Origin of the sequence: Apibacter sp. B3706 (assembly GCF_011082725.1) — a bacterium.
GTDB lineage: Bacteria > Bacteroidota > Bacteroidia > Flavobacteriales > Weeksellaceae > Apibacter.
Genome location: NZ_CP049715.1, coordinates 1631303 through 1657542, shown reverse-complemented (window position 1 = coordinate 1657542; position 26240 = coordinate 1631303). Strand labels below are relative to the sequence as shown.

Below are 26240 nucleotides of genomic sequence, written 5' to 3'. Positions count from 1 at the left end.
TGTGATTTTAGTTTTTATAATTCTGATTTTGGTGATTCCGGCTTTGTAGAAGGGTATTTTTCCGACAACTCATAAAGTTGTTCAAAAATATTTTTTAGTTGCGGATATAGTTTATGCTGTATCTCGGCGACTTCTCTATATCTTTCTGATTGCGTTACATCCGGTTCAATAGTTTCTCCAAAATGTGCCATGTGTTTAGCAGCATGAGCTACGTTGTTGGATCCATGTGCGCCTATTCCTGCCATGGCAACAACGGAGGCTCCTAAGGCGGAAATTTCATCTTCTGAACAAATGGTAATGGGTAATCCCAGGGAATCGGCCATTATTTGACGCCATAACTGAGAACGAGTTCCCCCTCCCATGGCTCGAACCGATTTTAATTTAACACCGGTTCCTTTTTCAATGGATTCTAAATTAAATTTCATCTCAAAGCCGATGGATTCTAAAATTGATCGATACATATGCGCTTTGGAATGAGTTCCTCTCCAGCCTACTACCGCGCCTCTTGCTACAGAATCCCAATAGGGACTTTGTACGGCATTCCAGTAAGGCAAGGTTACGAGTCCTTCACATCCCGGGGGAATATGAGAAGCTTCGTGATCCAACTTTGGATCCGGTTCTCCCAATAATTTAGGATCTCCCAAAGATTGTCGGAACCATCCCGCCAAATATGACCCCGAAGACTGTAAAATTTCGAAAACAAAATTTCCTTTAATTCCTGAAACATGAGTCCTGAATACGGGATCGCACCTGTATTCAGAACTTTCAACTCCCGCATTTACAGCTGTTCCTAAATTTAGAAAGGCAATATCAGGAGATACGGCTGCTGCACCTATTCCTGCTGCCTGACCATCTCCCAAACCTGCAATTACAGGTATTGGCTTAGACAGTTTCCATTCTGCAGCCAATTCCGGTTTTAATTCTTCCATAATTTCTCCGGGAGGAACTAAATCGGCCATTTGTTCGCGGGTTACTCCGGCTATTTGCAAAAGTTCATCGCTGTAATCAAATTTACGGATGTCCAATAATCCTAAAGAATCTGTTGCAGCTACTGATGAAATCCACTTACCGGTAAGGTTCCAAGTGATATAACCGTGTACTTCAACAACTTTAAACGCTTTTTTCAGCACTTCGGGTTCATTTTCTTTTAACCAAGCAATTTTATAGATACCGGGAGTTACGCCGGGTGGCTTACCTGAGAGATTATGGATATGTTGAGAGCCATAGGCTCTAATTTGTTTCGTTGCGCGACCGTCCAGCCAAAGAATTCCGTTACGTAGAGGCATTCCTTTTTCATCAAAAGGAGCAAAGCTTTCCCGTTGATGGGTTATTCCAATAGCCGATATTCGTTCTCTGTCTTTAGAAGATAATTTTGACAGAACTTCTCCTATACATTCTTTGGTTGTTTGCCACCATCGAATCGGATTATGTTCATAAAAATCCATGGCAGGAGTATGAAGTTGTATATTTCTTTTTGCAGTTTGCCAAACGTGTCCGTTTTCATCAACAATAATTGCTTTGGAGGAAGTGGTTGAGGAGTCAATGGCAATTACTAAAGGACCGTCTTTTGCTTTTTTTGTGTCCATAGTTTATAATTTTTTTTGTGGTTTTAGTTTAATTGAAAGTCAATCAAACAAATATATTTACTAAATCGAAAGTAAGCAAGAGTTAAACGAAACTTTTTTTATAACATTCAATAGTTGAAAATGCAAATCGAAAGTAATTCGTTCTAAGAAAAGAATTTTTTAAAATTATTACCCATAGGTATGATCTTATACAGTAAAAAATATAGAAAAAAATAGGTTGAAAATCTTAATATATTTTTAAAAAATGAACAATCAGCCACCAATCATTTTCTTTATATGGTTTAATTTCATTAAAGCTTCTAAAGGAGTCAACGCATTGATATCAGTTTTTACTATTTCTTCACGAATATTTTCTAAAATTGGATCGTCCAATTGAAAAAAGCTTAATTGCATATTTTCATCGGTAGATGTTTTTGCATTTTCTTTCCGCTCTTTTTTAGAACTGTTATTTTCCAAAGTTTTTAAAATTTGCTCGGCACGTTGAGTTACTATTTCGGGCATTCCTGCCAGTTTAGCTACATGTATACCGAAACTGTGCTCGCTTCCTCCCGGAATTAATTTTCTAAGAAATACTATCGTTCCATTGACCTCCTTGATACTCACATTGAAATTTTTAATTCTTGAAAATGACTCCGTCATTTCGTTAAGTTCGTGATAATGTGTAGCAAAAAGCGTTTTAGGATGTGTAGGGTGCTCATGAAGATATTCTGCAATTGCCCAGGCTATGGAAACGCCATCGTATGTGCTGGTTCCTCGGCCTATTTCGTCAAGCAATATTAAGCTGCGATCTGAAATATTATTTAGAATACTCGCCGTTTCATTCATTTCAACCATGAAGGTTGATTCTCCTTTTGATAAATTATCAGAAGCTCCTACGCGAGTAAAAATTTTATCCACAATACCCAGCGTTGCCTCCTTGGCAGGAACATAGCTTCCAATTTGAGCCATGAGAACAATCAATGCCGTTTGTCTGAGCAATGCGGATTTTCCTGCCATGTTAGGACCTGTAATCATGAGTATTTGCTGCTTTTCGTCATCCATATAGACCGAATTAGCTACATAGGACTCTCCTAAAGGCAATTGTTTTTCAATGACGGGATGTCTTCCGTCTTTTATGTCGATGACTTTGGAATCTGTTAATTTAGGATGTATATATGAGTTTTCTTGTGCTGTTTCCGCAAAAGAAAGCAAAGTATCGATGGTAGCAATTTTGGAAGTATTATGCTGGATATCCGTAAGACTGTTTTTGATTTGTAAACAAAGACTTTTGAAAAGTTCAGATTCCAATATTCCTATTTTTTCTTCAGCGCCTAAAATTTGGCTTTCGTATTCTTTTAATTCTTCTGTAATATATCTTTCGGCATTAACCAATGTTTGTTTTCTGATCCAATCGGTAGGAACTTTATCTTTATGGGTGTTTCTAACTTCCAAATAATACCCGAACACATTATTAAAATCAATTTTTAGGCTGGGAATACCGGTTTTTTCAGATTCTCTTATACATAAATTGTCTAAATATTCTTTGCCATGATTTTTTAAATTACGCAATACATCCAATTCTTCGGAAATTCCTTCTTTTATTACGTTTCCTTTTGACAAAATAACCGGTAATTCATCATTTAATTGCTTTTGCAATAAGGATACAACCTCTTCTAAATTTTTAAATTCTCCAAAATTAGTAAAGGTCGGATGATTTTTTTCTTTTAAGATTTTTTCGATTTTTAAATAATTAATCAAAGAATCCTTTAAATATCCTAATTCTTTAGGTGATATACGTTCACCGGCTAATTTGCCTAGAAGTCTTTCTACATCGGATATCCCTTTAAGTAATTCTCGGATCTCATAAGCTATTTCAGAAAATTCTAAGAAGAACTCAACTACTTCCAACCTCCTTTGAATTACGGATATTTCTTTTAAAGGAGTGAGAATCCATCGGCGTAACATTCTCCCTCCCATATTGGTATGGGTTTTATCTAATATTTTTAACAGGGAAACCGATTGAGATTCAGTTGTATGGATTAATTCTAAATTTTTGATGGTAAAATCGTCCATCCATACAAAAGTGTCTTGAGATAATCGCTGAATATTGGTTATATGGTCCAATAATTTATGATGAGTATCTTCAACTAAATAAGCAAAAACCGCACCTGCTGCCGTGATCGCCAGTTTCATTGATTCTATACCAAAACCTTTTAAAGAATTGGTTTTAAAATGTGAAGTTAGTTTATCGTACGAATAATCATATTGAAATGCCCAATCTTCTAATTGAAATGAATAGGCTTGATGATCAAAGGGTAAAGGATGTCTTCGTTGATGGATTATTTCGGTCGGCTTAAAATTATCGATAAGATGTCGAAGTTTGTGTTCATCTCCTTCAGAAATCAGGAATTCTCCGGTGGAAATGTCCAATAAAGCCATACCGTATAAATTTTTTTCCTGATGAACGGATAATAAAAAGTTATTACTTTTTGCTTCTAAAACCTTATCATTAAAAGTTACTCCCGGGGTAACCAATTCCGTAACTCCACGTTTTACAATACCTTTTGCCATGGAAGGATCTTCTAATTGATCACAAATAGCAACTCTAAGACCCGAACGTACTAATTTGGGCAGATAAACATCTATTGAATGATGAGGAAAACCGGCCAACTCAATATGACTTGCTTGTCCGTTTGCTCTTTTTGTAAGTACAATTCCTAAAATTTTGGAAGCTTTAACCGCATCTTTACCAAATGTTTCATAAAAATCTCCAACTCGAAACAGCAACATAGCATCCGGATATCGGGCTTTTATACTGTTGTATTGCTTCATCAAAGGAGTTTCTTTTGTCTTACCCATTGCTTTCGAAGGTTATAGTAGGTATTAATTTACATGAATTTGCTAAATTAGTACTTATTAATGGTTTTTAAAAATGCTCAATGGGTTTACGTATTTCATTTTTTTGTTAGGATCTACTCTTTTCAATTGTTAAATTGTAAATCCAATCCTAAAATTTCATAAAAATGTATTAAAATATAAAATTAAGAAAGTTATTTAAGTAGTTAAGTTTTTAATTATAGAGCTTGTATAAAACAATATATTTTTTAGCCTTTTCTTCGATTTGTTCATGGGTAGCTTCATTATTTTTTGAATAGACTATTAAATAAAAAAACTTCTAATTAACTCTCAATTTTTTTGACTAAATTAACGTAAAGGTCAATGCTTCTTAAATTTATTGTTACGTTCCGTATGGTTTTATTAAAATGGAATTGATATTAAATACATCTGGATGTGATCAGACTTACCGGAAGGCTAACGAATATCAACAAGGCATAATTATCTCCCATGAAGAAAGCATAAATTAAAATCCAGAACAAAAGATAAAAAACTAAAATAGTATGCTGCGAAGAAATCTTTAAATCTTCGGAAATATTTTTATTTGAATATTGACTGATCCATCCTAAAACTAATACAACAAGAAGTATTAATAAAATAGGGATTTGATATTCAAAATGAAATGTTGGAATGGTTAATTGATTTATCCAATTAGTAATATATGAAAAAGAATCGGTAATAAATGTTATTTCAAGAGTAAGTATAACGGTTACCAATACACCTGCGATATACTGGGATATGTTTATTTTTTCCTTATAGTATACAATAGTCATGAATAAAAATAAAAAAACTATGGAAATAGTGGGAAAATATAATAAGCTTGCTATAGAAGCGAACATTCCAATATTAAAATATTTCAATTGAGAAGATTTGCTGAAAATATCTAACAATAATAAAAGCGCCATAGAAAGCAGTAAGTAAGAAAGACCTATAGGTAAATTTATAAATTCTTCACAAGAAGGAATAAATAATAGATTATAAATGGCTAACGCCCAAATTTTCCTTTTTTTCTTAAATTTTGAATATAAAATCGTAAGGGTATTCAAAATATATGATAATGAACTAACAACAACTATCTCCCACAGTTTTATAATAGATGTAACGTGTAAATTAAGATAATAAATAAAGACTCCTAAAAAAATGATCCACAGGCCAAAAACGGGAAAAAAATATTTGATAGAAGGAGAGTTCGAGTACATTTTTTTATATATTTGTTACAAAAATATAAATAAAAACCTATTAAATCATGACAGAATTAATACTAGGTATCGGCAAATTATTTACATGGTCTTACAAAATTTTACCTGTCATTGGACATTTTGTTGATTGGTTGTATGTGGCTATTCTTTGTTTATTTCTTTTGTATTGGTGTAAAAGAATTATTGGTTTTACACAGAAAGATCATAAATATGATGGAGATCATTTATAATTTTTGTCTTTAAAAACTAGTATCATATCCATTTAGACGCTCTTATGAGATTTTTTTCAATTATCTTGACCTTTTTGGTGATTACGGTTGCCTGTAAGAAAAATAAGGTAAAAGAACCAGAAAAAAAATCTTATCCTGTCACTGAATCCAAAGATTTTCTATCCGCTAATTCCGATACTGTTACCATTACAGCAGTGGGAGATATTATGTTAGGAAGTAACTATCCTTCAGCCTCTTTCCTGCCGGGTGTCAATATATTAGAAGGAATAGTTCCTGTACTTAAAGAAAAAACAGATTTGATTGTCGGTAACTTAGAAGGTACTTTATTTGATTCCGGAGGAAAACCAAAAGAATGTTCCGATCCTAATTTTTGCTTTGTGTTCAGATCTCCCTTTGCGTATGGAAACTATTTAAAGGAGGCCGGGTTTGACTTTTTAAGCATAGCAAATAATCACAGTAATGATTTTGGTACTTTTGGAAGAAATGCAACCGAAAAAAATTTAAAAAATCTAGGTATTCAATATGCCGGTGTATTGAAACATTGTGAATATGCTATTAAAGAAAAAAATGGAATACGATATGCTTTTATAGGAGCCGGACACAGTCCGGGTTTAATAAGTTCGGTTCATTACGCAGATATTAAAAGAGTCATTAAAGAAGTGCGCCCTAAAGCTGATATTATTATTGTTATGTTTCATGGAGGAGGAGAGGGGGCATCTTATCAGCATATACCTTTTAAAAATGAATTTTATGCTGGAGAAAATAGAGGGAATGTAGTAGAATTTGCACATGTTTGCATTGATGCAGGAGCAGATCTTATTTTAGGAAGCGGACCCCATGTTGCCAGGGCCGTTGAACTCTATAATAATAAATTTATTGCTTACAGTTTAGGTAATTTTGCCACGTATGGAAAGATTACGTTAACCGGACCCAATGGCAATGCTCCTATTTTGAAAATTAAAACAGATACTAAAGGTAATTTTATTTCTTGTCGTGTTATATCCATCATTCAAAGTAAAGGATCAAAAAAAGGACCTGAAATCGATACTAATTACAAAGCGTATAATTATATTAAATATTTAACCTATACAGACTTTCCTAATAATCATTTTGTTTTCTCTCCATCAGGTGAAATTAAGATTAATAAGCGATAATTTAATTACATTTTTTGCGATATATTATAAGGTACAATCAGCTGTCTTATTTGATTATTCTTTAAAAAATATTTTTAATTATTAAATTTTAATAATCAAGGTAATTTTAATACCGGCAAAATTTTTTAATTACATTTATTTATTTGAAAGATAGTGGTTTGCCGGGTTTTATGGACAATGATCTTCATAAAAAACGTAGTCAGATTGAATGTAACAAGTAAAGTTGAATAAGAACGACATATTTATTTTTTTATCTCAACCAATATTTTTATTTTTATACCAGTCTCACTAAGTATACTTTTATGAAGAAAAATTTTATCCTTTTATTATGGGCAATAGCCCATGTAATGCTAGTTGCTCAAATTCCTAATTATTACGATTCTATTGATTTTTCAAAAGACGGAGAGGAATTAAAATCAGATATCTCATCTTTAGTTACTGCTACTCATACTACCTGGTTGTATTACAGCAACACTAAAAATCCGGATGTTTGGAAGACCTTAAAATTGTCGGATATAGATCCTGAAAATTCGGATCAAAATACTGTTTTATTAATTTATGGCTATAATGACGATCCGCAAGATGTAATGCATAATCGAATAAGAAGTGTTGATTCCTCTTGTCACAAATCATCTTGTAAAGGACTTTGGACTCGAGAGCATGTTTTTGCCAAATCATTGGCTAATCCCAAATTGGTTACCTCTTCTAGAGGTCCCGGTACCGATGCACATAACTTACGAGCCGTAGATCAACAATATAATATCCGTCGAAGTAATCGCAATTTTGCAGAAGGCACCGGTAATTCCGGTAATGTTTCATCAACAGGATTTTATCCGGGGGATGAATGGAAGGGATCTGTAGCAAGAATTATAATGTATATGCATGTTAGATATCCCGGTCAATGCGAAGCAAAAAATACAGCAGAAAGCACGTATACTTACAGCGTTGAAATGCCCGATTTGTATTTGAAGTGGAATGCTGAAAAAGATCCAACCCTTTTTGAAAAACTTAGAAATGAAGTTATTTACAACATTCAAGGAAATAGAAATCCATTTATTGATAATCCATACATTGCCACTCTCATATGGGGTGGGCCCAGAGCCTTAAATACTTGGGGGTATTTGTTAATGGATGAAGTAATTAAATCTGAAGAATACAAGGTTTACCCAACCGTTACTTCTGAAAATTTTGTATATGTTAAAGGCCGAGATATTAAAGCAATATATATTTATAACATTTCGGGAAATTTGATAAATTATATTGTAAATTTTGATGATACTCAAATACCGATTCCTAATCAAGTGGGAATCTACTATATTAAGTTAGTAACTAAAAAAGGTGAACAATCTTTTAAAATTATAAAAAAACCTTGATATTAAATTTTAAATAATTTACGATTGATAGATTAACAGTATCTATATTTATTAAAGCCCTAAGAATTCTTTAGGGCTTTATTCTTTTATGATAAATTTATTATTATGTTATATAATGTGATATCAGTCTAAATAATTCATTTTATTATTTTTATTATCCATATTTTATATATATATTATAATCAAACTATTAAATTTGTTAAATTAAACAAATTAATAAATAAAAATCATGAAAAAATTTACCTTTAGACTTATTATTTATTCTCTATTGGGTTTACTATTAACCCTACAATCGTGTTCAAATGAGGATAGCCTTGATGAAGTATCTTCGAGCGCTGTAGACTCAGATCAAGCATTATCTAAATCTTTATCTTGGGGATCTGGCGAATATGAAGAATTAGGCTCTTTAGATTACAATACCTTATTAGAAATAAGGGAAAATTTAATTAAATCAGGGATCCATGTTTCTGATTTAAAGATAAATGAACCTTCTAAAACACAAAAATCACCACTTGAAGTTCAAGTGTTAAAAGTAAAAACTAAAACCGCTCATCCCAATCGATTAGGAGGAACTATTGATGTGTCAGGAGTATTGTTATTACCGGCAAAAACCATTTTAAATTCCATTTTTAAACACCGCATAATTGTTGCTCCGCCACCCACTTATACTTATAATAAAATGGCGCCATCTAATGTTTTTCAAGGATTTAAGTGGATGGATAACGATTTGCATTTTAATTATTTGGCATTTTGGACCCTTCAAGCTTTAAATGGATTTATTGTTTTCTTCCCGGATTATCCCGGATTTGGAGATTCATATAAACAATGCCAACATCCTTATTTAGATTCTAAAGCTATGGTTAATTCAACATTAGATCTTCTAAAATCAGCGCAAAGAACTTTAACTAAAAAAGGATATAAATATAAAAAAGATTTAATAATCAGCGGATATTCTTTAGGTGGTTTCGTCGCTTCATCTTTAGCTCGGGAGATAGAAACAAACCCTTCACATGGACAATCCGTTAGCTTATTATTTACAGGAGGAACCCCTTGCAACTTAAAGCAAATTACAGATTTAGTTAGAACTGCTGAAAAAACCCAGCATCATTTTTTTCTAACATATGGTGTATGGGGATACAAAAAAAATGCATATCCGTATATAAATATCAATGATTTTTTAAAAGAGCCGTATGCTTCCAAATCTCTTTCTTGGTTTGATGGAACTCATTATGAATTAATTGTAAATCTATATTTTTCAAACAGACCAAAGGATATATATACCGAAAAATTTATTAAAAATCTCGATACAGATCCGAGTATTTCATATATGAATGATATTCTTTATGAAAACAGTGTTAAGCCGTGGAAAAACAAATGTAGATTTATTATGACTCACGGAACTTCAGACATTTCTGTCTATTATCAAAATGCATATGATTTTTCAAAACAACAGAATCAATCGGGAGGAAATGTTACCTTTATATCTACTGTAGGTGATCATATTATTGGTATGATTCCTTATTATACCAAAGCTACATTTTATACCTTGCTATACAAATAGCATTTATATATTAATATAAAAAAACAGGCCTTAAACAAGGCCTGTTTTTTTATAGAGCTTTTTTTATAATGCTCCCCTAGTTTCAAATTATAGTTAATTATTAAATGTAACTTAATAGAAAATCTTTTTGAAAATTAAGAATAAAATAAACTTTTTTTGAATAAGCTGTCATATAGGGCTATATAAAATGGATAGGTTAACTATTAACGATAATTGCATTGCATTTTTCTGATTATATAAGGAATGTTATTAGTATTTTTAAAAATTCTCTAATTGCAAATAAATGTTTTGTTTTAATAGTAATTAGATATATAAAAAAAATTATGTATATATTTTAGGGAAAAAATTATATCTAATGATATAATTTATAAGATAAAATTTATTATTTTTGTTTATAAAAAAATAAAATATACATAAATCATGAAAAAAAAATTTTCAAGGATTTTAATCGCTTTCATATTGGGAGTGACTTTTACAATCCAATCATGTAATAATGAAGATAGTTTCATTGATACTTCTTCAAGTTCAGTAGAGAACTTGTCTAAAGCTTCTTCAGCTGATGTTCCTGTAAAATCAGAAGTAATAGCTACTTTTGATTCGAGTGCTTTATTAAATTTAAAAAATAAATTACAAAAATATGGGGTAGATGTTTCAAGTTTTCAATTAGATAAATTAAAAGCATCAAATGAACCGACATCTAAAATTGTTCCTAGTGTAAAAGTTATAAAAGTTACAACTAAAACAGCGCATCCGAATCGTTTAGGAGGCTTAATAGATGTTTCAGGGGTTTTATTACTTCCTCCAAGAACTGTTATTTCGGATTTAACCAAATACCGTATTATAGTGGCTACTCCGCCTACTTATACCAATAATAAAACGGCTCCATCCAATTTATTTAAAGATGTGAATTTACCTGATAATGATTTCTTAGCTTATTGGACTCTTCATGCAAGTAACGGATTTATAGTATTTGTGCCTGATTATCCTGGATTCGGTGAATCTTACAGACAATGTCAGCATCCCTATTTAGATTCAAAATCAATGGTTAATTCAACATTAGATTTATTGAATGCGGCTAAACTTACACTTTCGGGAGAAGGATATAGATATAAAACAGATTTAATCGTTACCGGTTATTCTTTAGGAGGATTCGTAGCGGCATCCATAGGGCGCAAAATTGAAACTACCCCTTCACTTGGGCTTTCTGTTAATTTATTGTTAACCGGAGGAACTCCATGTAATTTAAAACAAATTGCGGATATTGTTAGAAATTCAGAAAAAACTCAACATACTTATTTTTTAACATATGGTTTGTGGGGGTATAAACAAAATGCGTATCCTAATATAAATATTAGAGATTTTCTTAAAGAACCGTATGCTTCAACCTCTTTGTCTTATTTCGACGGAACTCATTGGGATATAGAAGTAAATGCATATTTTTCACAATATCCTAAAGAAATGTATACTGAAAAATTTATCAAAGATCTTGATACAGACCCTTCTTTAGCTTATATGAATGATATTCTTCATGAAAACAGTGTAACCCCTTGGGTAAATAAATGTAGATTTATTATGACGCATGGAGTTTCTGATGTATCTGTATATTATCAAAATGCTTATGATTTCTCTGTACAACAGAAAAAATTTGGAGGTAATGTAACTTTTATTTCTACTGAAGGAGATCACATTATCGCTTTAGTTCCCTATTTAAATAAAGCGACCTTTTATACTGCTCTTTATAAATAGTTTTTTTAAATTAATTGTAAAAAGAGGCAGATTCAATTTAATTGGGTCTGCTTTTTACATATTTATATTTGTTAATTTATATAATTCATAAAAGCCCAAAACTTCCTTTTTTTTAAGTATTCTAAGTTAAATTCATTGGCATATGCCTCCTTTTCAAAACTGATTTCACTGTAAGCGATAGACGCATTTTTATATTTTACTAGATTTACTATAAATTCAGCGATATAAAAAATAAAGAAAAAGACCCAAAGCATTTCAAGTTGCTGTCTTAGGTGTATTCTTTCGTGATTGATTAATATTTTATTCTTTTTTAAATGTTTATAGCGTATAAAAATAAACGGGAATATAGTAATTCCTTGAAAATCACCATAAAATATATAGGGAAAATATATAACCATTTATTATCTTCTATTTTCTAATTTTTCAACTAAAGAATCGGATATTTCTTTATCAATTTTTCTGCAAAATAAATTATCGGAGTCAATAATCTTATTAAAATCTTCTTCACTTAATACTCTCGGACTATTAATGCAATTAGTCCAATCTATATACCTGAAATTCTTATTTATAATTTTATCTTTCAAATTTGAATTCATCAATAAAACTTGAAAGAAAACCTCGTCTGAACACCAGGTTGTAGTAAAAAAAGTAGTTATTTTTTTGTTTTTTGCAAATTCAAGTGAATAATATACTGCTTCTTTGGATAGATTCCACCATTGACTACCCCAATAGGGGGTAAGATTGTGAATCATTTTGATTTTATATTCTTTTCCCGTAATAAATTTATAAGCTAATTTATATGCCGTATGGATTTTTCTTTCTAAAATTCGATTCGCGGGATAATGCCTTCGATCATATCTCCATATATAAGGTTTATATTTATTGCTTTCAGTAATTAACAAGCACTCAATAAAACTAATCTCCTTATATTTTTTAAAAAAATCATCAATATATTGATTGCTTTTTATTGGATAATCTTGACCGGAAATTAGTAGAACATGAGAAAAATCTTCTTGTTCATCCACAATTTGTTGAAGTGAATGTAACGTTTGATTGACTATGGAATATTCTCCCCAAGTTACATTTACTCTTTTTTTTACTAAAATAGCGCTAGAATCAATTTGTTGTGGATTAATGTCGGATTTTTTATCTAAGTTGACATAGATAACAAAATTATCATAAACTAGTGATTTTATCAATTTATTTAAACATTCAAGATTTTTATGAGCATGGATTAATATTACTATTTTTTTATCTTTCATTCATATTAAATTTTTAATTAATTAAATATAAAAAATAAAATACAAAAATTATATGTTGATTGGTTAAATAAGTGATTAAATAAATTATTAACAAAATTCGTACCTTTACTTTGTTTTGAAAACAAATTCCATTATACACTCAATTTTTCCGCTTTTAAAAAAGAGTATTTTAGATTCGGAAGTATCCATTTTTTTAGAAGAAAAAAGTATCATAAAACTATCTGTATTAGGTGCGGCAGGTTCCTACCTTAACATTTACAGCAGTTATTTATATAATTCTTTGAAAAAAACGGTATTGTTACTCTTTTCCGATAAAGAAGAAGCAGCGTATGCTTTGAATGAAATCGAAGATATATTCGGAAAAGATACAGTTTTGTTTTATCCTACCTCTCATTTAACTCCCTATCAGATTGAGGAAGTCCAAAACGCCAATGTGGTTTTAAGAACGGAAGTGATTAACAGCATCACGCAAATGCAAAATCCCAAAATTATAATTACTTATGCTGATGCTTTATCTGAAAAAATAATTACTAAATCTGAATTACATTCGATTAGTTTTAAAATAAAAACAGGTGAAAAGATTGATGCAGATTTCCTTAATGAAACGCTTTTCAGTTTTCATTTTAAACGAACCGATTTTGTAACTCAACCCGGTGAATTTTCTGTAAGGGGAGGGATAGTAGATGTTTTCTCCTATTCTGATGAAAAACCCTATCGTATAGGTCTTTTTGGTAACGAAGTGGAAACTATACGTAAATTTAATATTGACACTCAACTTTCCGAAGAAAAGGTTGATGAATTTATGATTGTTCCCAATATAGATCATTCGCACAGAGAAACTATGAAAGTTTCATTTTTAGATTATCTGCCTTCGGACACTATATTTATAAGTAAAGATTTTTCTTTGACTTTAGCTAATATTGAAAAAAAATTTTCAAAGGCAGAAGAGGTTTATGCTACCTTATCGCAAAATATAAAACGCAGTGAGCCTAAAGAGCTTTATATACAATCCCATGAGCTTATTTCTAAAATAGTTCAGAATTCATTTATTGAATTCTCCTCAATCCCTTATTTTAATGAATTTAAAACAGTACGGCTGGATCAAACAGAGCAACCGAGTTTTCATAAACAATTTGATTTGTTAGGGCAAGATTTGCTTGAAAAAGAAAAATCACATTATAAGAATTACATTGCGTTTCAATCCGAAAAACAGGAAAGCAGATTACAAGATATTTTTTCAGAAATTGAAAAAGAAGTGCCTTTTATAGGTTTTCATGCTAATGTAAGTAAAGGATTTATAGATCATAATTCTAAATTTCTAATTTATACAGATCATCAAATTTTCGAAAGATATCACCGATATAATTTACGAAATTCATTTTCTAAGTCGGAATCCCTAACACTTAAAGAGTTAACAGACTTGAAAGTGGGAGATTATGTAACCCATATTGATCACGGGATCGGTAAATTTATGGGATTGGTGAAAATTAAAAATGATGATAAGTTACAAGAAACCATCAAACTGGTATATAAAAATAATGACATCTTATATGTAAATATCCATTCCTTGCATAAAATCTCAAAATTTTCAGGAAAAGAAGGCGCAGAAGTTACTCTTAACCAATTGGGATCGGCAGCGTGGAAAAACCTTAAGAATAAGGCAAAAAGAAAAGTTAAGGAAGTTGCTTTTGACCTTATAAAACTTTATGCTGACAGAAAAACTAAGAAAGGATTTTCTTTTTCACCCGACGGATATTTACAAAATGAACTGGAAGCCTCTTTTATGTATGAAGATACTCCGGATCAAGAAAAAGCTACCCAAGACGTTAAAAGCGACATGGAAAAACCTATTGCTATGGATAGGCTTATTTGTGGGGATGTAGGATTTGGTAAAACGGAAATTGCCATAAGGGCAGCTTTTAAAGCGGCTACAGATGGAAAACAAAGCGCTATTATGGTTCCGACCACCATATTGGCTTTGCAACACTATAAAACTTTTATGTCCAGACTAAAAGATTTTCCTGTACGTATTGAATATTTAAATCGATTTAAAACTGCCGGACAAAAAAAAGAAATAATCAAATCTCTTGCCGATGGAAAAATTGATATTATTATAGGGACTCATCAACTTATCGGTAAGGATGTCGTTTTTAAAGATTTAGGCTTATTAATTATTGATGAAGAGCATAAATTCGGCGTATCCGTAAAAGATAAATTAAAGACATTAAAAACAACGGTAGATACGTTAACGTTAACCGCCACTCCAATCCCCAGAACTTTACAATTTTCTTTAATGGCGGCTCGCGATATGTCTGTTATTAAGACTCCGCCTCCCAATAGACAGCCCGTTCAGACTCAACTTATTGGTTTTAATGAAGAACAAATCCGTGATGCCATCATTTATGAATTAAACAGAGAAGGACAAATATTATTTATCAATAATAGAATTGAAAATTTGGATGTACTCGCAGGGATGATTAAGCGTTTGGTGCCTATGGCCCGAGTGGCTATTGGACATGGCCAAATGGAGGGAAAGAAACTTGAGAAAATTATGATTGACTTTATGGAGGGGAATTACGATGTCTTAATTTCAACTACAATTATTGAATCCGGTTTAGATGTTCCAAATGCAAATACTATTTTTATTAATGATGCTCAAAGATTCGGTTTAGCAGATTTACATCAAATGAGGGGGCGGGTAGGAAGATCCAATCGAAAAGCTTTTTGTTATCTCATCACTCCGCCTTTAGACGTTATCACATCCGAAGCCAGAAAGCGTTTACAAGCAATAGAACAATTTTCAGATCTGGGTTCCGGGTTTAATATAGCCATGAAAGATTTGGAAATACGAGGAGCCGGTGATTTGTTAGGTGCTGAGCAAAGCGGTTTTTTTGCAGAAATCGGATTTGAGGCTTACCAACAAATTTTAAATGAAGCTATAGAAGAATTAAAAGAAGATGAATTTTCAGATTTGTTTGTTGAAGAAAACGAGAAGAAGGAATTTATTACAGATGTACAAATTGATACCGATTTTGAATTATTAATACCCGATCAATATGTAAATAAGGTAGAAGAACGATTTTCACTTTATCAAAAATTATCTGAAATTACTAAGGAAGAAGAACTTACCAATTTTAAAAACGAGCTTATAGATCGTTTTGGCAAATTACCTGATCAAACTCAAGATTTATTAAAGAGTGTTAAGTTAAAATGGATTTCCAAATATATTGGATTTGAAAAATTATTAATTAAAAATAATGTTTTGTTGGCCTATTTTCCAATTAACGCTCAATCTAAATATTATCAATCAGATACTTTTAAGAAAGTTCTGGAATATTTACAAAATAACCCTTCTGATGCTTCATTAAAACAAAAAAACGTACATGATAATTTACAGCTTTATTTAAGAAAAGACAAGATATTGAAAATAGACGATGTACTTTATTTTTTGGAAAGAATTCATGCATTTATCGATGAATAGCAGGAAATCGTATCAAAAAAAATGTATCTTCGCATTTATTATCCAATATTTTATTTTATACGTATTACATGAGTCAATCGCGCACATTTAGTATTTTTGATAAACTCATTATCCTATTATTATTTGTGGCAACCCTTCCATTGCTATATCTTTCTTTTTTTAATGAACCTTCGGCGGATGATTTTAATTACGCTATAAAATTAAATAAAGATACTTTTTTGGGTATAGAATATTATGAATATATGCATTGGGGGAGTAGATATACAGCTACTGCGGTTTTAATTACAGATCCCATCCATTGGGGAAGTTTCTTAGGATATAGAATGATTTCTGTGTTGATGATCGTGCTTTTTATCTTTGCTTCCTATTTTATGTTTTATCAGCTGGTAAAAGATAAGATCTTATCTGTTAAACTAGCCTCGTTATTTTCTTTTATTTATATATTTCAATTACCCGGGATTAATTCAGCCTTTTATTGGCTTTCTGGTTCTGCTACCTATCATTTGGGCAATATATTATTTCTATTTTATATAGGATTTTGTGCTAAGAGTACCGAACAATTAAAATTAAGGAATGTATTTCTCTATTTATTGATATTTCTTATTATAGGCTGTAATGAAATATCCATGATTTATCTGCTGATCTTTAATTTCTTATTGTTTACTTATAACTTTTTTAAAACTAGAAAATTATTTACAATATATTTTTATCTATTACTTTGGACTGTCCTGTTAACGATTTTTATATTAATCGCACCGGGAAATCACGAACGTTCTCATTCCGTGTTTAATCCTTATTCCTTTTCGGAAATTATTTTAAGATCTCTTAGAAAAACGACAGTGATAATTATTAGATATGCAGCCCTTTCATTTTTTATTATATTTTTGGCTTTCTACAGCTTTAGAAAACCATTACAAAAATTGAAATTTCCCTTACTTTCACTTCCTTATTATTTTTATATACTTTTATTTTTACTTATGATATTTATCGGATGCTTTCCAAGTATATATACTTTAGGAAGTTATCCGCCACTACGCACGGTCAATGTAATCTTTTTAAGTATTTTGATTCTTTTAATGGTTGTATGTTGCAAATTAATCAGAGAACCTTTCATCAGTAAAATACATGTGCCACATTTTTTACTAAATATTTCTTTGCTAATTTTAGTTTTAGGTTATATTTTTGCCATTAGAGATAATGAAGTATATGATTTAAGCAATAATATTTTTAATTCATACGATGATATCGTTAGTGGTAAAGCCCAAAAATATAAAGAAGAAGTTCATGAAAGATATGAGATTATTCAAAAGTCTAAGAAAGATACTATATACTTATTACCAATTCAAACAAAGCCACGAATTATATATCATTCTGATTTAAGCCATGATCCAAAACATTTTTATAATGCGACCATGGCAGAATATTTTAATAAAAAAGCGATCATAATTAAATAATTAATATATAATATATAAATCATGAAAACTAATTGTGTAGTTGTTCCTTGTTATAATGAAGAATTCAGGTTGCCTATCAAAGAATTTGAAAAAAGTTTAGCAGAAGAAAATAATCTTTCATTTTGTTTTGTAAATGATGGCAGCTCGGATCAAACATTAAAAATATTAAATGAATTGTATCAAAAATTCCCAGATAAAGTTTTAGTTGTTGATAAAAAGCAAAATGCAGGGAAAGCAGCAGCAATTTTTACCGGGATCAATGAAGCTTTTACGTGGAAAAATTTTGATATTTTAGGATATTTAGATGCTGATTTAGCTACTTCTGTTGAAGAATATAGTCGTATATGTTCATACATGAACGAAAATATTATTTTTGTATTCGGATCAAGAGTCAGAAGAATCGGTTCGCAAATAAAAAGAAAATTGCACCGTCATTTAATTGGAAGAATTTTTGCTACCTTATCCAGTACCATGTTGGATTTACCGGTTTATGATACTCAATGCGGAGCTAAAGCATTCTCTCAAGATATAGCTAAAAAGATATTTGCTGATCCGTTTATATCAAATTGGAGTTTTGATATTGAAATTTTCTTTAAATTCATGAATATAGTTGGTAAAGAAAATGTTGAAAAGAGAGCAAAAGAAATCCCTCTAGAAGCCTGGAGAGATGTGGGAGATTCCAAAGTTAAATTTTCTTATTCTTTAAAACTTCCTTTTGAACTTTTAAGAATAAAAAAATACTATAAGAAAAAATACTGATTTTTTCTTATAGTAGTACGACAAAAATCGAAATTTTATGAATAAATACCTGATTGTAGGCTTAGGAAATATAGGAGAAAAATATAGCAATACTCGGCATAATATAGGTTTTTTACTGGTTGATAGACTAGTTGAAAAACTTGGAGGTAGTTTTAAAGCACAAAATTTCGGTCAAGTTTGTGAAACTTCATATAAAGGCAGAAAAACTTTTATACTAAAGCCTGATACTTATATGAATTTAAGCGGTAATTCAGTTAACTATTGGGTTACAAAAGAAAAAATAAAGCTCGAGAATTGTTTAATTATTTGTGATGATTTAAGCCTACCATTTGGTACTATTCGTATAAAATCCAAAGGAAGCAGTGCGGGACATAATGGATTGAGAAGTATCGAAGAAAAGTTACAAACGCAACAATACCCGCGATTTCGTTTTGGAATCGGTAATAACTATGTAAAAGGTAAACAAATTGAATATGTTCTAGGGGAGTGGAACGAAGAAGAAAAAAAAGTTCTTAATGAAAGAATCGATATTAGTACAGATGCAATACTATCCTTTATTTTTTCAGGTTTAAATAATACTATGAATCAATATAACGGAAAATAAAAAATCCTTATAAAAGTATTTAGTACTAAAAATAAACAATTTTTAAAATTTAAATACAATTAATACTAAAATCCACTACTAATTTTTCAACAAACATTTATTTAAAAATCTTATCGAAAAAGTATAATTAATTTTTTTCTAAAGATAAAACAGGGTATTTATCAAGAGTTTCAAATATGTAATGTTTATCGCTTTTCAATACAGAAATAAATTTCTGTAAAGAATCTGCATATTGCGGTTTATCAAACATTCTGTCATGAACTAGAATTACTATGGAATTAGGACTATGTGTTCTACCGTTTTTCAAAGTATTTTTAACTTTTTTTATCATTTCAGTAGCACTTTCAACCGGAATGTTACTATGAACAAATCTCCATTCCAAATCCCAACCATATACAAAATAACCTATAGAATCGAGTTTTTTGGCAACATTGAACGCAGAAGATTCGCCTTTAATCTGATGATTAACCGCCCAGGTATTTCTACCGGGAAGTCGAGCTATTTTATGTTTAAGATTTAATTTACTTTCAGCTCTTAAAAAATCCTGTAGAGCACTTTTAGCATTCTTATAAAATAAACTATATTTATTATTAGCATGGGTATCACTATGATTGCAAACGATAAATAATGGATTATTGTTTATGGAGTCCACTAGTTGTTCTCTTACTATTCCTGTATTGTGAACACCTATCATGAAAAAAGTAGCTCTAACATTGTATTTTTCCAAGATAGTTTTACAATTATGCGTGCCCGGTAATTGAGGACCATCATCTAAGGATAAATAAATATAGTATTTATCCGAGGAATCTTTTACGATTCCTTTATGATTATGTTTTGTTTCGGCAAATTTATCTTGATCTTTATTTTTCTTAGAGACACTGTCTGATTTATAAGAATTTTTGTTATTAGGTTGAGCAGGTTTAGTTAAAGAATCTTTTTTACCGTGATGAATAGTAGTATCTATTGAATTATTATGATGTGTGCCGGTTGTGTCTGAAATAGAAGTAACATTAGTAACATTTTTTTCAGGTAAAGCATTTATTTTTTTGTTATCTTCTTTCTTACAACTTAGTAAACTAATTAGTAATATGATGGTAAAACAATATAATTTCATATGGATAGTTAAAATTTTTTAAAAAATTTTAAAAAATAATTTCGTCATAAATCATGCCATTTTCTTTTATAAAACATATTATAACTTTTTTATTATAAAATGGTTACATTTTTTGGTAACTCAACTTTTATTTGAAAAAAACAGAAATATTATATCATTATTTTTTATGTAAAGTATAATTTTTTTCAAAAGGTTTTAATAAAAAATCCTAAGTGATAAAGATACAATTATTTAATAGATTTTAATAAATTAACTTTTTTAAATTATAGTATAATTTAAACGAAGCTAATATTACTATACTTTCCAATAAGAAATGTTTGAAAATATATAACTATTAATTATTAGAGTGAATGACTGACAAAATCGAAACTATAATAATCAATCTAATTGTAACAAATAAATTAATAGGAAAATTTAATAATATTTTGATTTACGATTTGTATTTTATTTAAAAACGGATCATATAACTTGATTGTTACAAATAAAATATACACAAAAATAATATTTTTGTTGATTTTAAGTAAACACCTTTTGTAACTTTGTCATTGTGCGTAAGATAATTCATATAGATATGGATGCATTCTATGCTTCAATCGAGCAAAGAGATCATGAGGAATTTAGAGGGAAACCTTTGGCCGTTGGATTTGCAGGAGAAAGAGGAGTAGTTGCTGCAGCCAGTTATGAAGCAAGAAAATTTGGTGTTCGTTCAGCAATGTCCTCCAAACAAGCAATTCAACGATGTCCCGGCCTGATTTTCACTTCCGCCCGTTTTGAGATTTATCGTTCTGTTTCAAAACAAATTAGAGACATTTTTTTTCAATATACCGATTTAGTAGAACCCTTATCGTTAGATGAAGCATTTTTAGATGTAACCCATAATTTTAAAAATATGGAATTTGCCAGGGATATTGCAAAGGAAATCAAAAATAAAATTTTTAAAGAAACCGGATTGACAGCTTCAGCAGGTGTTTCCTTCAATAAATTCCTTGCAAAAATAGCTTCAGATTATAATAAGCCCAATGGCTTATTTATTATTACTCCTCAAAGAGCAGAAAAATTTGTAGAAAACCTTAAAATTGAAGATTTTTTCGGAATAGGAAAAAAAACTGCCGAAAAAATGCATCAAATAGGAATCAATACCGGTTTAGATTTGAAAAAAAAATCTGAAGAAGATCTTATAAAGCTATTTGGTAAGCACGGGAGTTTATACTATTTAAATGCGAGGGCTATTGATAATCGGGAAGTAAATCCCAATAGAATACGAAAATCAGTAGGTTCAGAAAATACATTTATGGAAGATACAAATTCTTTACCCCGATTGTATGCGGAGTTAGAAACTATCTGTAGAGATGTAATTCACAGAATGAATAAAAATTCTTTTAAAGGACGTACCGTTACTTTAAAGATAAAATTATCTAATTTTAAAGTAATCTCGCGAAGTAAAACCATAACGAGTTATATAAAGGATTTTTCTCAACTCTATAAAATTGCTCTGGAATTACTCTATACACTCGACTTGGATAAGAAAATTAGATTGATAGGGGTAAGCATTAAAAATTCGGAATCGGATTTAGGAAATAATATTCCTAAAAATTTTCAATTAAAAATTCCCTTTAAGGAATTTAAAGATTCATATTAGTAAATTTCTAAATATATAATTAAAAAATTAATTACTTCTGTATTATAAAAAATGTTTTCCGTAAGAATTCATTATTTTAAAATCAGATTAAAAAAAGAAAAGATTGGAATTATTCCAAAAGATAAAAAGTACACTACTAAAGCGTATAAACTAAAAAAATATCTAAAACTCAAAAACTTTTAAATTATCCCTAATTCAATAATTAAACTTAATAATTGTTTAGTGTCTTTTGCATTAAAAGATGCCCTTAATAAGGCAAGCCTCTTTTCTATTGAACTTTCACTATTAGGCACAATTTGATTTTCTTTTAAATGTTGTTCCACCTCTTTTTGAGTATTTCCTTTAGAAAGTAATTTTAATAAATTGATGTCATATTCCGATAATTCATATAAATTATTTTGATTTGTTTTGTAATTATCGTTGGAAATATAGGTTTTATTTTGATTCACCGATATAATAGCTTTATGTAATTCTTTGGTGTCATTTCTGCCTTTGGTTACAAATCCATTAATTTTATATCTGTCGAACATAGATTTAATTTTATGAAACCTATTTTCAATCGAAAAAACGATAACCTTAATATCAGGTTGTTCATTTTTAGCCGCTAGTATTAAATCCTCGCCTCCATCCAATTTTTGTTCTCTATAATCAGAAGCAAAAGATAAATCGGTTATTAATAGATCATAGGGATCATGATCCATAATTGCTCTTTTGATTTTAAGTAAAGCATCATCGCAATAGAAAGACTGGTCAATAATAGGAATTTTTAATTCCTCAACAGTTTTTTTAATCCCTATATTGTAACTGTCAAAATCTTCTGAAATAAGTATTTTTTTGAACATTATTATTAATTAGATATTGAATATAAAATTTTTATTGAGCAGCCGATCTTTTTGTTGCGATCAATAATATAATAACCTTTTTTTGGGTGTAACCTGTCATTTATGTTTTTTAAATCTGCGAATGGTTCGGTACCTGAGCCGGAAAAACCCACGCCATTATCTGTATATTCAATGGAAATGATACAATCTTCTTTTTTAAATTTTAATGTAACAATATCAGCTTGACTGTGTTTTTTCATATTAGTCATTAATTCTTTAAGAATATAATATAAATCCTCTTTTTTATTGTCTGGGATATTTTTCCAAATATGGGATTCATTACCTATTAATATTATTCGGGTATTTTTTGAACCATAATGTTTAATCATATTACGTAAAGTAATTGAAAATTCTTCAGTCAAACTAATTTTATAATCTGAATCATGCGAGATATCTCTTGATTTAAGATATAATTGGTCTAATTCATCAATTATCTTCGTTGGTTTTACATCTGAATTATTTTGAAGTTGAACCATCAAAAAGTAAATACCATTGGCTACTTCATCATGAATTCTTTTAGAATATTTCAATTCGGTTCGATGGATTTCTTCAATTTTTTCTTGTCTAAATTTAGCATTTCTTCTTTTATGCCAAAATATTAATAATATTACAATTATTAATGCTAAAATTATAATAGAACCAATCGTTACTTTTTGTTGTAATAGCAAATAGTTTTTTTGAGCATTTTCAGCTTTTAGTAAAGCATTTTCTTCTTTATTACGTTCTACTTCATAACGGATTAAAGCAAATTGGTTTTTGGCTCGAATTCTTTTAAAATTGATTTCATCATTTAATCTAATATAAGAATTAAAATAATTTTTTTCATGCGTAGAAGGTGTATCTAAAAGAATAATTTTTTGCATCGCCGCAAGTTGGTCATCTATATTCCCTAATTTTAAAGCAATATCATACATTTTATTTGCATGAAAAATTGCTTTTTTAATGCTTGTTTTTTCATAGTATTCCGATAAATGATAATGATTGGCAATTTGTCCTATAGAATCAGATGCTTTTTCTCTTATTTTTAGGGCTTGATAAAGATCTTTATCAGCCTTATAGTTTGGATTATCGAGCCATTTTGCATAAGCTAAGTTATCAGTTATACGAGCTTTATGAAGGGGGAGATTATTTAAAAAAGAATCGTTAATTAACTTAGTTAAAATTTTAATGGCATTGTCATAATTTCCGGCTTTAATATTAACAACCGCCTCATTGTTTTTTATGTTGATAACAGATATTTTACTGGTTGAAAATTTTAAAGCCAAATTATAATATTTTATGGCTTGATCGTAATCTTTTTGTTCAGTTTTAGATATGGCTAAGCAATTATATACAGCAGATAAGGAAGCATTATGTTGAGTTTTTTTAATATATCGTAGTGCTTCAACTGCGGTCTCTTCACTTCCTATGTAATCTCCTTCATTCGCTTGGATGATGGCCATATCTATTAAACTTTTACCGATAAAGACATTATTATTATCAAGTAAATACGCTTCTTTTGCATGATTGAAATAATAAAATGAGCTATCACTTTTATTTTTGTTTAAATAATAATGACCCATTTGAAAATAAATATTAGCTAAAAGTTCATTATTCTTTTCTTTTTTTAGCCTATATATTTCTTTATACGTTAATTGAATGGTTTCATTAGTATAATAAGTAAAAGGAGTATTATATATTTTTGATTTTTTAATTGAACTATCAGATTTCTTTTTTCGTATAGTAAAATCTTTGCATGAAGGAAAATATAGCAATAAAACAACGATATAGAATAAATATATAATAAATGTTTTCATTATTTACTAAATATAAAAATATAAACTTATAATATTGAAACTTATTATGTATTAAGAATTATATATTTATTAAGTAAAAAAAGACAAGGAATACATGTATTCCTTGCCGTATAAATATCTATGAATTATTGATTGAATTAAAATATTTTATTTTTTTTGAAATTCAATTATTTCTCAAAATTAGAATGAATTATCTCACGGGATTCTGAGCAGTTTCTCCGCTGATATCCATTCTTCTCACGGGATTCTGAGCAGTTTCTCCGCTGATATCCATTCTTCTCACGGGATTTTGAGCAGTTTCTCCGCTAATGTCCATTCTTCTCACGGGATTCTGAGCAGTTTCCCCGCTAATATCCATTTTTCTTACGGGATTCTGAGCAGTTTCCCCGCTGATATCCATTCTTCTCACGGGATTCTGAGCAGTTTCCCCGCTAATGTCCATTCTTCTCACGGGATTCTGAGCAGTTTCTCCGCTAATGTCCATTTTTCTTACAGGATTCTGAGCAGTTTCCCCGCTGATATCCATTCTTCTCACGGGATTCTGAGCAGTTTCTCCACTGATATCCATATCGACCCTATAAATTCCAATCTCCGTATTTTCGGAATTATTTTCCTCTTTTTGTGTCTGGCTGTTTAATGTATTTTCTGCAGATAAAGTTTTTTGCATTGGGATATCGCTATAATCGTCGTTGCATGATGTTATAAATAAGCTTAAAGATAAACTTACTATAGATATTGATATTTTTTTCATGTTTATTGTTTATTTAATTTTTACTTAATAAAAAAAATGTATCTAAAAATTTTAGATAGCTAATTAGCTGTTTTCTAGCATTTAAAATACAGTTATGCATTAGGGAAGCAAGCAATACGAAGTGGCAGTTATTTAATAGGCTTCCCAATTCTATTAAAATACTACTACTTGTTTATTCCTTATTAGAATACATTTAGTACCTTTGCTATAAAATATACTAACAAAATTCAAATACAAAGTAACTGATAATATAAAGTAAAATAAAGACATACTAAAGACTTTTTAAAGACATTTAAAAAATTTTGCTTCATTTTTTTATTGGTTGCAAAAAAGTATTTACTAACTATTAGAATTAAAGTATGGGATATAAAGAAGTAATTAAGAAGATAGTTTATGCGGCTTTTAATAAAGCTAAAAAAGAATCGTTACTTGTGTTGAAAACTCCTCTTTCAAAACATATTTCCGTTAAGATTGAAAAAGAATATAAGACATGTATTAGTGAAAAGACATTTATAAGATATTACGATAAATATATAGATGGAAGAGAAAAAGCTACAGGAGAACCCAACCGACATATATTAGATTTATTATGTAAATACATCGGATATGAAAATTTTGTTGATTTTTATAACAAAGAAAAAATTTATCAATAAAAAAAGCAGATTATTTGAAAGAAATAGGCTATTGATTAGTTTTTGTAATATAAATTTAGCATTTTTTAAATTATTGCTAATTAAATAATTGTTCTTTCATTTTTTTATTTAGTAAAAGGTTGC

At 29.8% G+C, this 26240-nt stretch carries 20 protein-coding genes; 11 read left to right on the top strand and 9 right to left on the bottom strand.

The genetic code is table 11. The annotated features are described in order from the left end of the window. Window positions 1–14: 14 nt before the first annotated feature. The 3 genes from G8C41_RS07330 to G8C41_RS07320 all read right to left on the bottom strand — a co-directional run bounded on the left by G8C41_RS07330 (window position 15) and on the right by G8C41_RS07320 (window position 5659). Entirely contained in the window at window positions 15–1586 is a 1572-nt protein-coding gene (locus G8C41_RS07330) for a xylulokinase (protein WP_166006990.1), read from the bottom strand. A 252-nt stretch (window positions 1587–1838) separates the two neighbouring features. Then, window positions 1839–4424 carry a DNA mismatch repair protein MutS gene (mutS, locus tag G8C41_RS07325; protein ID WP_166006988.1) on the bottom strand — a complete coding sequence of 862 codons (2586 nt, stop codon included), beginning with the start codon at window positions 4422–4424 and terminating at the stop codon, window positions 1839–1841. 416 nt (window positions 4425–4840) lie between these two features. After that, the gene (locus G8C41_RS07320; RefSeq protein ID WP_221411722.1) at window positions 4841–5659 is read right to left on the bottom strand and encodes a DUF6427 family protein; all 819 of its coding nucleotides are present in this window, start codon (window positions 5657–5659) and stop codon (window positions 4841–4843) included. 47 nt (window positions 5660–5706) lie between these two features. Between G8C41_RS07320 and G8C41_RS07315 the strand changes: the two genes are divergently transcribed. From G8C41_RS07315 to G8C41_RS07295, 5 genes are all read left to right on the top strand, one after another. Continuing rightward, a complete protein-coding gene (locus G8C41_RS07315) occupies window positions 5707–5889 on the top strand; it encodes a hypothetical protein (protein WP_160557414.1) in 183 nt (60 codons plus the stop codon). Between the two features lie 44 nt (window positions 5890–5933). Further along, a complete protein-coding gene (locus G8C41_RS07310; RefSeq protein WP_166006984.1) occupies window positions 5934–7043 on the top strand; it encodes a CapA family protein in 1110 nt (369 codons plus the stop codon). A 302-nt stretch (window positions 7044–7345) separates the two neighbouring features. Next, on the top strand, window positions 7346–8416 hold the full coding sequence (locus tag G8C41_RS07305) for an endonuclease (RefSeq protein ID WP_166006982.1): 1071 nt from the start codon (window positions 7346–7348) through the stop codon (window positions 8414–8416). Between the two features lie 229 nt (window positions 8417–8645). Beyond that, window positions 8646–9977: an alpha/beta hydrolase gene (locus G8C41_RS07300; protein WP_166006980.1), complete on the top strand. Its 1332-nt coding sequence runs from the start codon at window positions 8646–8648 to the stop codon at window positions 9975–9977. Window positions 9978–10397: 420 nt separating this feature from the next. Further along, complete coding sequence (locus G8C41_RS07295) at window positions 10398–11723, top strand: alpha/beta hydrolase family protein (protein WP_166006978.1); 1326 nt, start codon at window positions 10398–10400, stop codon at window positions 11721–11723. Between the two features lie 71 nt (window positions 11724–11794). Here G8C41_RS07295 and G8C41_RS10225 read toward each other — a convergent pair whose 3' ends face one another. After that, window positions 11795–12121, bottom strand: coding sequence for a hypothetical protein (locus tag G8C41_RS10225; RefSeq protein WP_160562699.1), 327 nt, complete (start codon window positions 12119–12121; stop codon window positions 11795–11797). A 3-nt stretch (window positions 12122–12124) separates the two neighbouring features. Beyond that, window positions 12125–12985, bottom strand: coding sequence for a beta-1,6-N-acetylglucosaminyltransferase (locus tag G8C41_RS07290; protein WP_166006976.1), 861 nt, complete (start codon window positions 12983–12985; stop codon window positions 12125–12127). Window positions 12986–13100: 115 nt separating this feature from the next. On the opposite strand from G8C41_RS07290, the gene mfd reads away from it, so the two are divergent. From mfd to pth, 4 genes are all read left to right on the top strand, one after another. Then, a complete protein-coding gene (gene mfd, locus G8C41_RS07285) occupies window positions 13101–16466 on the top strand; it encodes a transcription-repair coupling factor (RefSeq protein WP_166006974.1) in 3366 nt (1121 codons plus the stop codon). A gap of 68 nt (window positions 16467–16534) precedes the next feature. Then, entirely contained in the window at window positions 16535–17920 is a 1386-nt protein-coding gene (locus tag G8C41_RS07280; protein WP_166006972.1) for a DUF6056 family protein, read from the top strand. 21 nt (window positions 17921–17941) lie between these two features. Next, window positions 17942–18679, top strand: coding sequence for a glycosyltransferase (locus tag G8C41_RS07275; protein WP_160568382.1), 738 nt, complete (start codon window positions 17942–17944; stop codon window positions 18677–18679). 37 nt (window positions 18680–18716) lie between these two features. After that, window positions 18717–19283, top strand: coding sequence for an aminoacyl-tRNA hydrolase (gene pth / locus G8C41_RS07270; protein WP_105297323.1), 567 nt, complete (start codon window positions 18717–18719; stop codon window positions 19281–19283). A 127-nt stretch (window positions 19284–19410) separates the two neighbouring features. On the opposite strand, the gene G8C41_RS07265 is transcribed toward pth, so the two are convergent. Further along, entirely contained in the window at window positions 19411–20397 is a 987-nt protein-coding gene (locus G8C41_RS07265) for a polysaccharide deacetylase family protein (protein ID WP_166006970.1), read from the bottom strand. Window positions 20398–20944: 547 nt separating this feature from the next. Between G8C41_RS07265 and dinB the strand changes: the two genes are divergently transcribed. After that, window positions 20945–22036 (top strand): DNA polymerase IV, encoded by a 1092-nt coding sequence (gene dinB, locus G8C41_RS07260; RefSeq protein WP_166006968.1) that lies wholly within the window; start codon window positions 20945–20947, stop codon window positions 22034–22036. Window positions 22037–22215: 179 nt separating this feature from the next. On the opposite strand, the gene G8C41_RS07255 is transcribed toward dinB, so the two are convergent. The 3 genes from G8C41_RS07255 to G8C41_RS07245 form a co-directional block, all read right to left on the bottom strand. Further along, a complete protein-coding gene (locus G8C41_RS07255) occupies window positions 22216–22878 on the bottom strand; it encodes a response regulator transcription factor (RefSeq protein WP_160568378.1) in 663 nt (220 codons plus the stop codon). A gap of 5 nt (window positions 22879–22883) precedes the next feature. Continuing rightward, window positions 22884–24713 carry a tetratricopeptide repeat-containing sensor histidine kinase gene (locus G8C41_RS07250; protein WP_166006966.1) on the bottom strand — a complete coding sequence of 610 codons (1830 nt, stop codon included), beginning with the start codon at window positions 24711–24713 and terminating at the stop codon, window positions 22884–22886. 190 nt (window positions 24714–24903) lie between these two features. After that, entirely contained in the window at window positions 24904–25464 is a 561-nt protein-coding gene (locus tag G8C41_RS07245; protein ID WP_166006964.1) for a hypothetical protein, read from the bottom strand. A gap of 359 nt (window positions 25465–25823) precedes the next feature. Between G8C41_RS07245 and G8C41_RS07240 the strand changes: the two genes are divergently transcribed. Then, window positions 25824–26117: a hypothetical protein gene (locus G8C41_RS07240; RefSeq protein WP_105297280.1), complete on the top strand. Its 294-nt coding sequence runs from the start codon at window positions 25824–25826 to the stop codon at window positions 26115–26117. Window positions 26118–26240: the final 123 nt, after the last annotated feature.